The sequence below is a fragment of the Nocardia sp. NBC_00416 genome, assembly GCF_036032445.1.
Taxonomy (GTDB): domain Bacteria; phylum Actinomycetota; class Actinomycetes; order Mycobacteriales; family Mycobacteriaceae; genus Nocardia.
The window spans coordinates 5347490-5362388 of the sequence record NZ_CP107932.1; the positions used below are offsets into that span (position 1 = coordinate 5347490).

Genomic DNA, 14899 nt, shown 5'->3' on the forward strand with positions numbered 1-14899 from the left:
TACCGCAGCGCGGCGGGGAAGGCCGGTGCGGCCGCTATAGGGGAGGCGCGATACCGGGGTGGGTTGCGCGGGGGTCGCCTTTGTCGTGGGCGGCCCACCAGCGTTCCGACCCGGAAACGAGATCGGGGAGCGGGATCGGCTTCCCGTTCGGAGTTTCCGCGGTGACCTTGTCGAACCACACCCGGATATCGAGTTCCCGGGGATCGATGCCCTCCTCCTGGGAGAATTCCAGGACGTGCCGGGCGATCCTGGTATCGATCGCGGCGTCGAAACTGAGCAGTTCGCTCCACAGCGCCCAACTGCTGTCGTCGAGGTCGATGAATTCCCAGCCGTGCAGGCGGCTACCGCCGAAACTCGCGACCGCGGCCGGGAGCCCCGACAGTTCCAGCGGCAGGATCCGCGGCTCCAGATCGTCCCACCGTTGTAGCCGCAACGATGCGGCAATCCTCGAGACTCCGTGGAAGACGAGTCGTACCCGGTCGTACCCGGAGTTCGACTCCTGGTCATCTTCAGATGTGCCAGCGGTTTGCTCCGGCAGGCTGAGCACCTCGAGGTCGAGCTCCAGCCGTTTGGCCTCGGAATCCACTTCCAATCCCAGGCATCCGGCCTCCGACAGCGCCTTGTCGAGGCCGGCCGCGTTCAGTTCGTCGAGTAACCCCCTGGTCGATGTCATGGCGCCAGATTACCGAGGTCAGTACCGGGATCTGGGGATTTTGCCGATTTCGGATTCGGGTGGAACCGATCCGGAGGCGCCGGCGTCCAAGTTGTTATCGGGTCACGCAACGGTGCGTGACCCGATCGGGTGGCCGGACGGCCGCTCCGGGATCTTTGGAGGGGAGTACCGGATCGGCCGTACGGTTCCGCCATTATCGCAGGTCAACCGGCTTGTGGTCGAGTATCTGAGATATTGGTGCGCTGAATGATAGCTGTTACCAGCGGTTTTCGTGGTGAGTTATGCGCATAACTCATGGAATTCTCAGGGAAGCGCTTGCCGTCGATCGGAGTGGTTCGGCATGGATTCCATCCGGCGAATCTTCCGCATCATCCGGCGTGTCGGTGGCGCGGATCGCCGGGGATCGGTGTCGGACGACCAGTAGTCGCCTCGTGGGCGGCTCCTGCCGGACCGGGCAGCCGTCCTGGTGGTTATGGCAGGATCAATGAGGTGACGAGCTTCGGAGTCCCGTCGGTACCGGTCGAGGCCGTACCCGCTGAATTCGACCATCCGCCCGGGGAGGCGGCTGCCGCCGTCCTGCTCGATGTGCGCGAAAACGACGAATGGCAGCTCGGCCACGCTCCCGGGGCCGTGCACATTCCGCTCGCGGATATACCCGCCCGCTACGGTGAGCTCGACCCCGACGCCGATCTGTACGTGGCGTGCCGGCAGGGCGGGCGTTCGCTCGAGGCCGTCAAATTCCTCGCGAACGTGGGTTACGAAGCGGTGAACGTGGTCGGTGGAATGGTGGCCTGGCAGCAGACCGGTCGTCCGCTGATCGCCGAGGGTGCCGAGCCCGCGAAGATCTACTGAGAAAAGCGAGGTGCGCGGTGAGTACGGTGGTGCAGCCTTGTGCCCGCTGCGGTACGCGCTGGGCGGTGCAGGGTCCGCCGATGCACTGGTGCCCGCGTTGCCGCGGCGTTCTGCTCTCGCCGGGGCCGATCGACGCCCCGCCGGAACGCCGTAACTATCGCTGGGTCGCCCGGCGGCCCGGCCAGCTCAGTCGGCCCGGTCGCGCCGGGGATTCGGCGCGCGGCGACACCGCGACCCCGCACTACACCGAGATCCCTCGCTGGGGACTGGCGGACCGGCCCGCCTCGGAAAGCGATCAGGAAAGCGGCCGGCCACGTCCGCTGAGTACCTTGACCAGGTGGGTGCATGCCGCGCTCTTCGCCACCGCGGTGTTGTTCGCTGTCGCCGCGGCCGCCGAACTGGGCCGCTATTTGATCCTGCTGCGCAACCGCACCCGGCTCATCGAGCCGCCGCTGCTGTGGTTCTCCGACGCGCTGGTGAACACCGCGGCGCTGTTCGCGCTGATCATGGCCCTCGTTTCCGCGGTCGCCGCGCTCGGCTGGCTGATCGAGGTTCGTCGCGCGGCCTTCGCGGCGGCGGGCAGCAGTGACCCCCGCTCACCGCGCATGCTGGCGCTCGGCTGCCTGATCCCGGTGGTGAATCTGATCTGGCCGGGCGTATTCCTCACCGAAGTCGTATCCGGCGGCGCCGACCCTCGACCGCGTAACGCGATCCGCCTCTGGTGGGCGGTCTGGGTATTCGGCGGCCTGCTAGCGGTGGCGACGCTGTTCTGGCGCACCGCGGATTCGCTGCAGGCCCAGGCGGACGGGGTGCTGTTCACCGCGTTCGCCGACGCGGTGGCGGCCGCTGTCGCCGTCCTGACGCTCTGGGTGATGCGCACGATCGAAGGCCGGGATCTGGACGGCCGGAGGCGGCTCGCCCGCCGCTGGGTGATCGCCGTCGATCCGGCGACACCGTTGATCGAACCGGTGCATCCGGGACCGGCCGCTACGGTGAACACGGCGGCCGCCGAGCCCGCCGATTCCGGGGTCAGCGCCGATCGAGCACCACAGGAGGTTGTGGCGAAGTGAGCGAGGGCAGTGACGAATCGATGCAGGGCGGCCGTGCGCCGTTCGTGGTCGCGCATCGGGGCGCCTCGGCGGCGCGCCCGGAGCACACCCTGGCAGCCTACGAACTAGCCCTGGAAGAGGGCGCGGACGGGGTGGAATGCGATGTCCGGCTCACCCGTGACGGTCACCTGGTATGCGTGCACGACCGGACAGTGGACCGGACGTCGACCGGTACCGGCCTGGTCAGCGAACTCACCCTCGCCGAACTGAAGGATCTCGACTTCGGTGACGGCGCGCCGACCGGTGTCCTCACGCTCAGCGAGTTGATAGGCCTGGTGCTGGACTGGCGCAGTCGGCCGACGAAACTGTTCATCGAGACCAAACACCCTGTCCGGTACGGCTCCCTGGTGGAGAGCAAGGTGCTGGCCGAGTTGCAGCGGTTCGGTATCGCCACCCCGGCGTCGGCGGCCCATTCCCGGGCAGTGGTGATGTCGTTCGCGGCCACCGCGGTATGGCGGATCCGGCGTGCGGCACCGCTGCTGCCCACCGTGCTGCTGGGCGAATCCTCGCGTTATCTGGGCGGTAGCGCGGCGACGACGGTGGGGGCGACCGCGGTCGGCCCGTCGGTGAAGACCTTGCGCGAACACCCCGACCTGGTGGACAAGGCGGCGGCCGCGGGCCGGGCGACCTACTGCTGGACCGTCGACGAACCCGACGATGTGCAATTGTGTGCCGACCTCGGCGTGAGCTGGGTGGCGACCAATCATCCGGGCCGTGCGAAAGCTGTACTCGCCAACAGCTGAAATGTGTGGCATGCGGCTGATCGGCCGGTATGCCGTGTAGTTTGACCAGCCGTGGGTAAGAGCAAACGCAATAGTCCGAAACCCGGCGGCAACCGGGCTCAGCGTCTGGCCGAACGCCGTGCGGCGTTGCAGGAGGCCGAGCAGGCTGTCGTCCGGCCGTTTCAGGGCCTGACCGCCGAATGCGATCTGGTCGCCCTCCGGGAGTTCGTGCCATCGGCAACTGCCGAACTGAAACTGGCCGACGGTGTCGGCGCCGAACGCACGGTGGTCCTGGCTACCGTGCTGCCGGGCGCCGTTTCGGCGCTCGTACGCGCGGGTGAGGCGCCGACCGGATATGTCGGTGTCCAGGTGCAGACTTCCAGCGCGGACCCCGCGGCCGATCTCGCCGCGTCGATCCTGTGGACCCAGTCGGCCGAGCCCGGCGATTCGCTGGCTGTTACGCATGCCGCGCCCGGCGGTCCCACGCTGACCGATGTGCTGGTGGCGGATGCTCCGCTGGACCTGACCGTGCACCAGGATTTCGACTGGTGGGTTCCCGAGGGCGTACAGCCCGATCCGCAGATCGCCGCCACCATCGAACAGGCCAAACAGGCCATCATGCCTTCGGACAGGCTGGATCTCGGGCCGGACGCGGTCGGCGCGGCCTGGTGGGTCGATGCCGGGGACAAGGCGCATCTGCGCTGGGTGCGACCGGAGTCCGAAGACGATCTGATGCTCGCGCTGGCCCGGCTGCATGCCTCGGGCGGGTTGCATCTCGGCGAAGGTTCACGGTTCGCGGGTTCGTTCCGGACCCACGGTCTGCTGGTTCCCGTGTTCGATCTCGACCCGGAGCGGCATGTGAGCGAATGGCTTTCCCCAGCAAGCGAATTCGGGGAGCGTCTGGCCGAGGCGCTGGCCGTGGACACCCCTCTCACCGCCGAGCAGCGACGCTCGCGGGACGGTCTGCGGTCGCGGCAGGTCACGCTCCGCTGAATAAACCGGAATATTTTTAGAAAAACTCTTCTTTCCGACGGCGATCTCGGCTAGGTTTCAGAGGTCGCCGTTTCTGGAACCCCCCGGCGACAAACGTCAGCCGACACAACGACCCGGCGCCGGCTGACGTACCGGAGCATCGGCCGCCCGACCTCGGCGCAGTGGGCCGGGACGGCCGATGCTCCAATCATCACCCGGTACGATCCGCGAAATCCCCATCGAGTCCCTGCCTATCGGCAACGGGACTCGACAACGGGTCTACGCGGTGCGTCACCGATCAGACATAGCCCCCGGCCGTCGACGGCGCTCCGGACACCTTCGAAGGATCGTCGTTCATCTCCCGGGCGATGAACTCCTCGAGATCGAAGAGATTCGAACCGGCCCGATCCGCGACGGTCAGCAGAGTGGTCATCTTCGCGACCTCCTCCACCTGTTCCTTCAGGAACCACTGCATGAACTGCTCGCCCAGATAGTCGCCCTCTTCGCGGGCGGTGCTGGCCAGCTGCACGATCTGATCGGTGACCGTCTTCTCCTGATCGAGCGCCATGGCGATCGGCTCGCGAGCGTTCTCGAAATGCGATTTCGCGCCGTCGATACCCGAAAGATCAACGCTGATATCCCGATCCAGGAAGTACTGGACGATCATCATCGCGTGATTGCGTTCCTCGACCGCCTGCGAGTAGAAACGCTTCGCGAGCTGCGGGAGGTCGGCATTGTCGTACCACACCGCGATAGCGATGTACTGGTGCTCGGCATTGAACTCGTGCCGAATCTGATCATGAAGCAGCCCGTGGAATTTGCTGCGAGGACTCTCCGGATGATTGGACATGCCTTGACATTAACGCCGGAAAGTGGGGCTGTCATCCAAGTGCAGCCTTATTGAGGATAGTGTTGCCTCATCGAATTGAGGATAGTGTTGCCTTATCTATCCCGGTCTGCTCCGGCCATTTTCGGCACGGAATTCTTCACCTGCGGCACGGCGGAACGCAGTTCCCGCGCCACGAACTCCTCGACATCGAACAGGTCCCCGCCCGAGCGATCCAGCACAGCCAAGAGTGTAGACATACCGGCCACGTCCTGTTGCTGACATTCCAGAAGCCAACTCACGAATTGCTCGCCCAGAAAATCGTTCCACTCCCGGGCCAGTCGCGCGAGTTCGGTCACCTGATCGGCCAGCGTCTGCTCCCTGGCCAGCAGGAAAGCTATTGCCGTACGCGGTGCCTCGAAAGTCTGCCGCACTTCCTCCAAGCCACCGATAGTTATCTCCAGATCCCGGTCGATCAGATACTGCACAATCCGCAACGCATGCCCGCGATGCTCCTCGGACCGCCGATAGCAATGCCCGGCCAATTGCGGTAACCGTTGGATATCGAAATAAACAGCGGCAGCAAGATACTGCTGTGCGGCGGTGAGCCCATGACGAACCTGTGCGCGCAACTGGGCGATAAAGGGCTGAGCCAGATCGCTATCGTGCATGTGATCGACGTTACTGTATTTATTGCCCCGCCATCGGCGGGGCGGGTCGGGGCCCTCGTCAACCCCGGTTCTTCACTCCTGCGCTCAGTCGCTGCGCTCAGTCGCTGCGCTCAGTCGCTGCGCTCCTTCGCTTCGTCGCTGCAGAACCGGGGCGGGCCCCGACCATGGAATGGCGACCGTCAGGAGGGGTCGGGGTCGTCGTTCATGCGGTCGGTGGCTTCGCTCCTTCGCTTCACAGGCTCCGGAACCGGGGTGGGTCCCGACCTCGGGCGGCTTGCGGCTGCGCGGCTGGGGCCCTGGTGACCTCGACCACGGATGCAGGCATCCGGAAAGAGCGCGGTGCGGTTTGTGCCGACCCGGGCCGGTGTGGGTCGCGGCGGAGGTGGGTGTGGCGCGCGGAGCCCAGGGCTTCGGGGCGCGTCGCACCGGGCGACGTGTGGCGCCCGGTGCGTGCCACGGATGACCCCCCGGCGATCGACCTACTGGCCGGCGAGGTCCGCCGGAATCGGATCGCCGTTGGCCAGGGCTTCGAAGAAGCGGCTCGCGTCCGGCTTCGCCCACAGCAGGACATTGCCGCTGTCGGTATCGGCGAAACCACCGACCGGGACCGTGGTGGCGAGGGTGTCGCCGCGCAGTGCCCAGGCCAAGCGGGCCAGGTCCCAGATGTGGTCGCCGGAGTCCACGGTCAACGAGCCCGCGGTATCGCTGAGCATGGGCCACAGGGCGAACGGATTCGCCAGGGTGGTGGGACTGGTCGCCTTTTCCAACAGCGCGGACAGGAAGAGACGCTGGTTGTTCATCCGGTCGATGTCGGCCAGCGCGGTCGCGCGGCTGCGTACGAAACCGAGTGCTTCCGGCCCGTTCAACTCCTGGCAGCCCGCCGGGATGTCGATACCGGCGAGCGGGTCGTTTATGGCCTGCGGCACGCAGACGTCGATACCGCCCAGTGCGTCCACAACGCCCGCGAAGCCGGCGAATCCGATCTCGCCGTAATGGTCGATCCGCAGTCCGGTCGCGGTCTCCACGGTCTGCGTGAGCAGCGGCGCGCCGCCGAAAGCGAACGCGGCGTTCAATTTGTCCTGACCGTAGCCGGGGATGTCGACGTAGGAGTCACGCGGCAGGCTCACCAGTGTGGTGCGGCCCGACGGTGGGACGTGGACGAGGATGATCGTATCGGTGCGCGGATCCCCGACCTCGCCGCCGGTCGCCAGCCCTTCGGCCTGTTCGTCGGAGAGTCCGGCGCGGCTGTCCGAGCCGACCAGCAGCCAGTTGGTGCCGGCGGTGTTGCCGACCCGGTCCTCGTAGTCGGACAGCGCGTCGATCCGGGTGAGTGAACCGTCGAGTTTCACGACGGCGTAGACCAGGATGATGATCAGCGCGAGCAGGACGGCCAGGAACCAGCGGCCGATATGGCGTTTCCTGCGTCGCCGCGGCGGGGGCGGCGCGGCGCGGCGGGCCGGGTGCTTCCCGGTCGGGGGCGGTGGCCGGCGACCACCGCGGGTGGGGTCGTGACGTCGGGTCGGCGCGTACTCGGATTCGCGGTACGGCACCGGCCGTTGGGTAGGAGCGTGCGTCGATGGAGGCGGTTTGCCGCCGCGCCCCGGAGCGAGCGGTCGGACGGGGGGAGCGCCGCGGCCCTCCGGTGCCTGCGACCAGGCCCGCGGGGGTTCGTAACGTTGCGTCGGCCGAGCCGGCTGCCCTTGACCCGGACCCCGGCGGATCACCTGCGGCGGTTCCGGTGGCTTGCCACCGCGCGGTGGCGGCGGGGGCGGGCGGCGCGCGCCGGCTCGTCCGGGCTCCCCGCTGTGCGGCGGCACCCGGCGCATCCGTGGGTCGTCGCCGTTCATCATCATCAGACTCTACTTATCGATCGGGGCCGGTTTCGTTAGCGGCGAATCGCATTTGCTCAGCCGCAGGTGAACGAGTATGCGCCGGTATAGGCGGGTTACCTGTTCCGGTGAGCGGAGTACCCGGCTACGGCAGCCAGGACACCCGTCCGCGCAGCAACCCGTACCCGATGTAGGCCACCGTGTCGATCACCGCGTGCGCGATGATCAGCGGCCACAACCGTCCGGTGCGCTGCCAGTACCGCCCGAACACCACCCCCATCACAATATTGCCGAGTCCGCCACCCAGCCCCTGGTAGAGGTGATAGCTACCGCGCAGCAGAGCCGAAGCGGCCAGTGCGGAATTCTCCGACCAGCCCAGCGCGCGCAACCGGGTCAGCAGGTAGGCCACAACTACGATTTCCTCGGCCGCGGAGTTGGCGCAGGCCGAGAGCACCAGGGCGGGCAGCCGCCACCAGTGTTCGGTCAGCGCGTCCGGGACGATGGTCACATTGACGCCCAGTGACTGCGCGATGAGGTACAGCCCCAATCCGGGCAATCCGATCACCGCGGCGAGCGCGAGGCCGTGCAGCCCGTCCGGCCGGAAACGAACGCGGGCCAGTCCGATGGCCTTCGGTGCTATCCCGCTGCGCCACAGCAGGTACAGCGCCAGCCCCGCCCACGCCACCAGCCGCAGCACCCCGACGAGCTGGAGCAGCAGGTCGATGAGGGACTGGGTGGCGCGTGAGGAGTTGAGCGCGACTGTTTGCTCGCCGACCCCGCCCGGCGCCAGCGCGCTCTCCAGCAGGGACAGTGCCGCGTTCAGCCCGCTGAGGCCGAATGTGACACCCAGCACGACCAGGATCTCGAGGCGGATCTCACGCTGTTCCCGGGTCCGGTCGCCGACGGGGCTGCTCTCACGCATACCCAGAATCTACGGAGGGTCGATGCGGTGGGCCGGACCGCCGGGCGCGCGCCCGGAACTCAGCTGCGGCGCAACCCGTTCAGGAAGGGGCGGCCGGCCAGGGTCCGCACCGCACGTCCCAGCGCGTCGATATCTTCGGCCGGGGCCGCGAACGGGAGGCGGAAATCATGGTCGCCGTCGATCCCTTCGATCCGCAGGGTCAGGCCGTAGCGATCGATGGCCAGCGGATGGATCCGGCCGTGCCGTAGTTTCGCCGGCAGATGGCGCGCCAGTTGGGCCACCACGTCGGCGTGGTCGGCGTCGAGGTGCTGCAACCACGCCGATTCCATGCCGCAGAACGGGTCGGGGGCCGCCAGGCGCAGTTCGTCGACACACACCGATTCGGCGCCGGAGGAATCCGCCACCACCGCCGAGTTCAACACCAACCGCAGCAGGGTGGTGGTGTGGCCGATATCGAGCAGGCTGGGATGCGGGTGCTCCTCGGCGACCGCGGTGACCAGCGTCCGCTGGGCTCGGGCGGGCACGCCGCGAACCCATCCGCGCAGCCAGACCAGTGCGCGGACCGGCTCGCGCAGGGGTAGTGGCGCGTGGTCGGTGAGTTCGAGGACGGCGGGCGCGCCCGCGATGGCCGCCCCGGCCGCGTACACCGCGGCGCTGTCGTTGGGCACCGCGATCACCACGTCCCCGCATTGCCGCAGAAAATGCACCGAGACGGGGGTCGGATCGCCTCCCGGCAGCGCGAGAACTGCCTGCTCGGCGTGCGCACAGGCGCTGCGGACGCGTTCGGCGGTCGACGGGGCGGGGGCGGGGGCGGTTTGCGCCATCGGTACCTCCATTGCGGGCGTGCCCGACTTCACAAGCAGTTATTTAGGTTAACCTAAGCTAAGTTAAAGTCGAGTGCGGCGCAAGAGCATCGATTCACCGCCGGGGAAAACCGGCGGCTACCCGATCTGCCGGTTCGCGGCTGCGCGGTCATTCGAAAAGACGGGGCGTGGGGGCCGCGTCTACCGTGCACATACGATCAGGGACGTGGTAGCTGGTGAGTCGCAGCCCGTACTTGTCGAACTGACCGCCCCGAAGCGCATCGTCGAACGCGGGCTGGTCGACGGCTTGGTCGTGCCGACCGGAACGTTCGTCGGGAGACCCGTGGTCGATGCGACCCTGCCGGACGAGCTCGTCGCCGATCTGCTGGCCGGTGCCGCGCACAGCCCGGACGGCATCGCTGCCCGCGCAGCGGACGGCGCCCGTGCCCTGGCGATCGTCGCGGCCACCGCGGCGGCGCTGTGCGGGGACGATATCCGGGAGGCGCTGCGCAGCCCCGACACCGGGTTTCTGACCGGCCTGTCCGGCGCGGCCATCGAGGCGGTGCGCGAGGTGCTGCTCGGGATCGAGACCGATGCGCCCGCGGAACTGGAGCGCTTCCTGCGGTCCGCGTTGAGTGGGTGAGCGGCCGAGTCCGATCCGCCGTGGTCCGACGCTGCCGGTCGTATCGCGGTTCCGGTACCGGGGCGGCTGGTGGACGCTGGATCGGCACTGGTCTCGCCGACCGTGGCCGGCGCCGGTGTCGCCGCCCGGCCCGTCGCAGGTGCACGTCGGTAGGCGGGAGTTCATTCCCGAGCAACCGTCGACGGGCGGGCCCCGACTGCGATACCGGAACGACGCAGGGTCGGCAGGACGTGCGTGCGCACCAGTAGTCTCGTAGGCGTGCCGCGTATCGCCTATTTCGGTCCGTCCGGAACTTTCACCGAGATGGCCCTCGCCGAATTCGAGAACTCGGGGTCTTTCGATGGACCGGTCGAGCGAATCGCCGCGCCCAGTCAGTCCGCTGCCCTCGAGCTGGTCCGGTCGGGTGAGACGGTCGCGGCGGTGGTGCCGATCGAGAGTTCGGTCGAGGGGTCCATCAACGCGACCCTGGATTCGCTGGCGCTCGGTTCGCGATTGCAGATCATCGCGGAAACCGAGCTGGAGGTGACCTTCACCATCCTCGCGCGGCCGGGCACCGAGATCAGCGGGGTGCGTACGCTGGCCGCCTATCCTGTCGCGCTCGCGCAGGTCAGCGCCTGGGTGGAGCGGACCTGGCCCGGAGTCGGCCTGCACACCTCGAATTCCAACGCCGCCGCCGCCGAAGATGTGCGGGCCGGTCTGGCAGACGCCGGCGTATCGACCGCGCTGGCGGGGGAGCGGCTCGGACTGATCACGCTCGCGTCGGGGGTCGCCGACCACGATCAGGCCGTGACCCGATTCGTCCTGGTCACCCCGCCGCGCGTCGCGCCGGCCCCGACGGGCGCCGACCGCACCTCGATCGTCATCGAGGAACTGCCGAACATGCCGGGCTCGCTGATGCGCGCGTTCGCCGAATTCGCTACCCGCGGCGTCGATCTGACTCGCATCGAATCCCGGCCGACCCGTACCGGTATGGGCACCTACCGCTTCTACCTCGACTGCGTCGGCCATATCGAAGACGCCGCGGTGGCCGAAGCCCTCAAGGCATTGCACCGCACGGCGCGGATCCGGTTCCTGGGTTCCTGGCCGGCCACTTCCGCCAACGGAACCCCGCCGCCGTCCGACGAGGAAGCCGCGCTCTGGTTGACACAGCTACGCAAGGGGGTGGCAGACCTGTGATGCGATACCTCCGCCTTCACCACGGTCTGCGCGGACCCCATGTACCGGCTTCGAAGGAGGCGCGATGACCGCGAAACTGATCCTGGTGCGCCACGGTGAGACCGAGGGCAATGTCGCCAAGATCCTGGACACCAAACTCCCCGGACTCCCGCTGACCGAACGCGGTGCGGCCCAGGCGAAGGCCTTCGGTTCGGGTCTGCGCGCGACGCCGCGAGCGCTGTTCCACTCCCGGGCGTTGCGCGCCGCGCAGACGGCCGGCTATATCGAGGCCGCGACCGGTGTGTCGGCCGTGGCGCGCGACGGTGTGCACGAGGTGCAGTTGGGTGATCTGGACGGGTTGAGCAGTCAGGCCGCCCACGACCGGTTCCAGTCCGTCTACCGGCTGTGGCACGAAGGCCGGCTGGCCGAACGCGTCGACGGCGGCGAATCAGCGCAGGACGTGCTGGACCGCTTCCTCCCCGAGATCGCCGATCTGCGTGCCCAGTATCTGGACGGCGCCGGCAGCGGTGACGTTCTGGTGGTGACGCACGGTGCCGCCATGCGGTTGGTCGGCCGGTTTCTCGCCGGAGTGGCGCCGCCGTTCAGCACCAACAACCATCTGGACAACACCGAAACGATCGAGTTGGTCCCGCTGCCCGACGGTGGTTGGGAATGCGCCCGCTGGGGGCGGTTCACCCCGCCGTTCGGCGGCCAAGCGGAATCGGGTGCGGACGACCCGATGGGCTGAGTACCGGGTCAGGCCAGGCGCGGGTTGCGGGGGAACTCCGCTCGCTCGGGCAACGAGGTGATCAGATCCTGGAGTGCGATCCGCAGCCGCGCGTGGGTGCCACTGCTGAACGAGGTCCATTTGGTGCCGTCGTCGGCCGGGCTGGCCGTCGCGATGAACCTACCCAGCTGGGTGTTGAACACCGCGATATGGTTTTCCGCGATATCGCGGCTCGCGTCCCCGTACACCACGCCGACGATCTCCGCGTGCGATTCGCAGTGGGCCATGGCCGAGGCGATCGCCTGCGCGTCCCGTGCGGGATTACCGACCTCGGCCAGCCGGGCCGCCGTGGCGGCAGGGTCGCCGACGTCGTCGAATATCGGCACCAATTGTTCGGTCGGGGCGTTCATCCCGGTGAGTTCGAGCGGTTCGGCCGGGCCGAGCGCCGAGATCACCGGGCCGCAGAGATCTTCGCCGGCTTCGTCGATCACGTACGACTCCGGCCCGCGCAGCGCGACGGTGACAACGTCGTCGCCCTTCGCCAGACACATCCGGCTCACCTGGCCCTCGACGATCAGTCGCAGCGCCACCACCCAGTGCGGCCGGTACAGGCCGCGTAGCCGGTCCTCGAGTTCCGGATGAATTCGCTCACCGTCCAGTAGATCCCGGTCGGTGAGCGAACGCGCGGCGGCGTCCATCGCGGCGTCGTGGTCGACCTGGTTGTCGTAGCGACCCCTCGCGTCGAGGACGACGGGCACCTCATCGATTTCCAGTGTTTCCAGGAGGTACTGCATTTCGTCGAGCGACAGCACCACCGCCGCGAGCGTCGACGGCCCGCGCCCAGCACCCAGCACTGTCACTTGCCCGCTCGAGGGGGTTCCCCGCCGATCACGCCGTCCGCGATGTAGCGACCATCGGCGAAGTGGTCGCCGCGCAGATATTCGGCACCGTCGTATTCCTGATCGTCCTCGCCGTTCGCACCACGAGAACTACCCATCAGTGGGCTCGTCGACGAACCGCTGCCGACCGGTCGGACCGGAGCGGTCTCGCCGCGTGCCACAGCGAGGGTTTCGGTGGCCGGGGCCGTGCCGTTGGCGGCCGGTGCGCCCCAGCCCTCCGGCACCTTGAGTCCGCCGTTGTTCAGGCCGAGTGCCGAGCCGCTGGGGATACCGCCGGTCCGGGTCGTGGCCGCGGTGGTCGCGGCCACCGCACCGGTGACCAGTGACGGAGCAAGTGGCGCAATGGACGCCGGGGCGGCGGGCGCGCTGGTCGCCGCGACGAGTGCGTTGGCGCCCAGATTGCCGACGGTGGTGACACCGGTGCTCGCCACCGAGCCGGCCACATTCGCGGCCTGCGTCGCGGCGCTCGCCAAGCCCGGGTTCTGCGCCAGTGCCGTGCCGGCCGCGGCCAGCATCTTCACCGGGTCGCCGTTGGCTTCCTTCATGGCGTCCTCGGCGGGGCCCGAATCGAACCGCCCGGCGCCGTTGGCGATCGGTGGCGGCGTGAAGAACTCACCGGGGGTCAGCACGGTGGCGCTGACGGCCGCCTCGTAGGTCTCCATGGTGAGTGCGGCCCGCAGATCGAGGGCGGCCTTGGCGGCTTCCGCGACTTCTGAGGTGCCGTTGAGCACGCCGCCGGTGGAATGCGCCGCGGCGCGAGCCGCGTTGACCGCGATGATCTCGGGCAGGCTCGGCATGGCGATCGACGCGACGGTGTAGGCGGTGGCCTGTGAAGCGGCTTTGGTGCCCAGGGCCGCGGCCATGGTGGACTGCTGTTCGGCCCAGCCGGTGAACCCGACGAGCCGGGCCAGTGCCCCGATACCGTTGACGCTCTGCATGCCGACCCCGAGCTCGGCCATCACTCGGACCACGGTGGCGGTGGCGTCCACCCAGGCGCCGGTGAGCCCGCCCCATGCGCCCGCGGCGGCGCTCATCGGAATGGCGTGCGTGCCCGCGTTCAACGCGATCGAATTCCCCTCGGCGAGTCTGGGCAGCCAGAACACCCCGGTGATACCTGCGGTCATGCTTGTTTCTCCCCTTGTGAACTATCGATGGTGGATCGGCGGTCTCGCCGCGTATGCGTGGTCACCGTGCGCTCTTCTGGGCCTCGGCGCTCATCCGCGGTAGCGACCGGTCAGACGGCGATCGACCCGAACGGCGCGCCGGTGAGGGCCAGAACGCCCGCCGATGCCACATCCTGGGTGAGGTACTGGGCGAGCTGGGTGCGCAGGATCGCGGCGGTGTGATGCAGTTCGAGGACGGCCTGGCCGAGCGAGGTCTGGTGCGTGGCGGCGGCTTTGTTCATGTGCATCGCGCCGTGTACGGAGGCTTCGTCGGCGCCCGACGGCCCGACATAGGTAGCGGGTACGGCGGCTGCGGCCACCCCGGACAGCCGATCGGCGAGCAGATCCAACTCGACCGCGGCGGCGAGGATGAGCTCCGGTGTGACGTCGACGTTGCCAATCATGTCCTCGACTCCTTCTTGTGGCGGCTCTTGGGCGGAACCACGAGAATTCCCCCTACGAGATCGGACGCGATACCCCCGCTAGCGGTTCCATCGAATCCAGAACTTCTTCGGTCGGCCCGTCATCGCGCCCTTGCATCCCCTGCCGGCGTGTTGCGTGGACCAGACTGAGCTTAACCCCATCCCAGCTGATGAAGACGGTCTTCGTCAATCCCGAAATAGTGTGCGATTTCGTGGATCACGGTGATCCGCACTTCCTCGACCACCTCACCCTCGTCGGTGCACACCTCCAGCAGGGCATCCCGGTAGACGGTGATCGTGTCCGGCAGCGACCCGCCGTAGTGGCTGTCGCGCTCGGTCAGTGCGATCCCGTGGTAGAGACCCAGCAGATGCGGGTCGTCGGGATTGCGCGGTTCGATGAGTACGACCACATTGTCGATCGCGCGGGTCAGCTCGGCCGGGATGAGGTCCAGCGCGTCGGCGACCAGCTCCTCGAATCGTGCCTCGGACATCTCGACCGGCATCGTCTGCT

General features: G+C 68.0%; 17 protein-coding genes. 7 read left to right on the plus strand and 10 right to left on the minus strand.

Features of this window, described 5'->3' with window-relative positions:
* Nucleotides 1-34 precede the first annotated feature (34 nt).
* Nucleotides 35-673, minus strand: a complete 639-nt coding sequence (locus OG804_RS22995) for a hypothetical protein (RefSeq protein ID WP_328389775.1) — start codon at nucleotides 671-673, stop codon at nucleotides 35-37.
* A 489-nt stretch (nucleotides 674-1162) separates the two neighbouring features.
* On the opposite strand from OG804_RS22995, the gene OG804_RS23000 reads away from it, so the two are divergent.
* Genes OG804_RS23000 through OG804_RS23015 form a run of 4 tightly spaced genes read left to right on the plus strand, consistent with a single transcriptional unit; the run spans nucleotide 1163 to nucleotide 4349 of the window.
* Nucleotides 1163-1525 (plus strand): rhodanese-like domain-containing protein, encoded by a 363-nt coding sequence (locus tag OG804_RS23000; protein ID WP_328389777.1) that lies wholly within the window; start codon nucleotides 1163-1165, stop codon nucleotides 1523-1525.
* A gap of 17 nt (nucleotides 1526-1542) precedes the next feature.
* A complete protein-coding gene (locus tag OG804_RS23005) occupies nucleotides 1543-2595 on the plus strand; it encodes a DUF4328 domain-containing protein (protein WP_328389779.1) in 1053 nt (350 codons plus the stop codon).
* Nucleotides 2596-2615: 20 nt separating this feature from the next.
* A complete protein-coding gene (locus OG804_RS23010) occupies nucleotides 2616-3377 on the plus strand; it encodes a glycerophosphodiester phosphodiesterase (RefSeq protein WP_328398637.1) in 762 nt (253 codons plus the stop codon).
* A gap of 51 nt (nucleotides 3378-3428) precedes the next feature.
* Nucleotides 3429-4349: a DUF5926 family protein gene (locus OG804_RS23015; protein WP_328389781.1), complete on the plus strand. Its 921-nt coding sequence runs from the start codon at nucleotides 3429-3431 to the stop codon at nucleotides 4347-4349.
* Nucleotides 4350-4626: 277 nt separating this feature from the next.
* Here the strand turns inward: OG804_RS23015 and OG804_RS23020 are convergent, their stop codons facing one another.
* The 5 genes from OG804_RS23020 to OG804_RS23040 form a co-directional block, all read right to left on the minus strand.
* Nucleotides 4627-5178 carry a ferritin gene (locus OG804_RS23020; RefSeq protein WP_328389783.1) on the minus strand — a complete coding sequence of 184 codons (552 nt, stop codon included), beginning with the start codon at nucleotides 5176-5178 and terminating at the stop codon, nucleotides 4627-4629.
* A gap of 92 nt (nucleotides 5179-5270) precedes the next feature.
* The gene (locus OG804_RS23025) at nucleotides 5271-5825 is read right to left on the minus strand and encodes a ferritin (protein WP_328389786.1); all 555 of its coding nucleotides are present in this window, start codon (nucleotides 5823-5825) and stop codon (nucleotides 5271-5273) included.
* 479 nt (nucleotides 5826-6304) lie between these two features.
* Nucleotides 6305-7672, minus strand: a complete 1368-nt coding sequence (locus OG804_RS23030) for an LCP family glycopolymer transferase (protein WP_442941902.1) — start codon at nucleotides 7670-7672, stop codon at nucleotides 6305-6307.
* A gap of 127 nt (nucleotides 7673-7799) precedes the next feature.
* Nucleotides 7800-8576 (minus strand): CPBP family intramembrane glutamic endopeptidase, encoded by a 777-nt coding sequence (locus OG804_RS23035; protein ID WP_328389788.1) that lies wholly within the window; start codon nucleotides 8574-8576, stop codon nucleotides 7800-7802.
* Nucleotides 8577-8635: 59 nt separating this feature from the next.
* Entirely contained in the window at nucleotides 8636-9400 is a 765-nt protein-coding gene (locus OG804_RS23040; RefSeq protein ID WP_328389790.1) for a DUF2470 domain-containing protein, read from the minus strand.
* 205 nt (nucleotides 9401-9605) lie between these two features.
* Here OG804_RS23040 and OG804_RS23045 point away from each other — a divergent pair, with 205 nt between their 5' ends.
* The 3 genes from OG804_RS23045 (at nucleotide 9606) to OG804_RS23055 (ending at nucleotide 11925) form a co-directional block, all read left to right on the plus strand.
* Nucleotides 9606-10022, plus strand: a complete 417-nt coding sequence (locus OG804_RS23045) for a hypothetical protein (RefSeq protein WP_328389792.1) — start codon at nucleotides 9606-9608, stop codon at nucleotides 10020-10022.
* A 258-nt stretch (nucleotides 10023-10280) separates the two neighbouring features.
* A complete protein-coding gene (gene pheA / locus OG804_RS23050; protein WP_328398641.1) occupies nucleotides 10281-11198 on the plus strand; it encodes a prephenate dehydratase in 918 nt (305 codons plus the stop codon).
* A gap of 64 nt (nucleotides 11199-11262) precedes the next feature.
* On the plus strand, nucleotides 11263-11925 hold the full coding sequence (locus tag OG804_RS23055) for a histidine phosphatase family protein (RefSeq protein ID WP_328389794.1): 663 nt from the start codon (nucleotides 11263-11265) through the stop codon (nucleotides 11923-11925).
* Nucleotides 11926-11933: 8 nt separating this feature from the next.
* Here the strand turns inward: OG804_RS23055 and OG804_RS23060 are convergent, their stop codons facing one another.
* The 4 genes from OG804_RS23060 to OG804_RS23075 all read right to left on the minus strand — a co-directional run bounded on the left by OG804_RS23060 (nucleotide 11934) and on the right by OG804_RS23075 (nucleotide 14891).
* Nucleotides 11934-12764, minus strand: coding sequence for an ESX secretion-associated protein EspG (locus tag OG804_RS23060; protein WP_328389795.1), 831 nt, complete (start codon nucleotides 12762-12764; stop codon nucleotides 11934-11936).
* A complete protein-coding gene (locus OG804_RS23065; protein WP_328389796.1) occupies nucleotides 12761-13927 on the minus strand; it encodes a PPE domain-containing protein in 1167 nt (388 codons plus the stop codon). Before OG804_RS23065 ends, OG804_RS23060 begins: the two co-directional genes overlap by 4 nt.
* A gap of 110 nt (nucleotides 13928-14037) precedes the next feature.
* Nucleotides 14038-14370 (minus strand): PE family protein, encoded by a 333-nt coding sequence (locus OG804_RS23070; protein ID WP_328389799.1) that lies wholly within the window; start codon nucleotides 14368-14370, stop codon nucleotides 14038-14040.
* Nucleotides 14371-14540: 170 nt separating this feature from the next.
* Nucleotides 14541-14891, minus strand: coding sequence for a metallopeptidase family protein (locus OG804_RS23075; RefSeq protein ID WP_328389801.1), 351 nt, complete (start codon nucleotides 14889-14891; stop codon nucleotides 14541-14543).
* Nucleotides 14892-14899 lie beyond the last annotated feature (8 nt).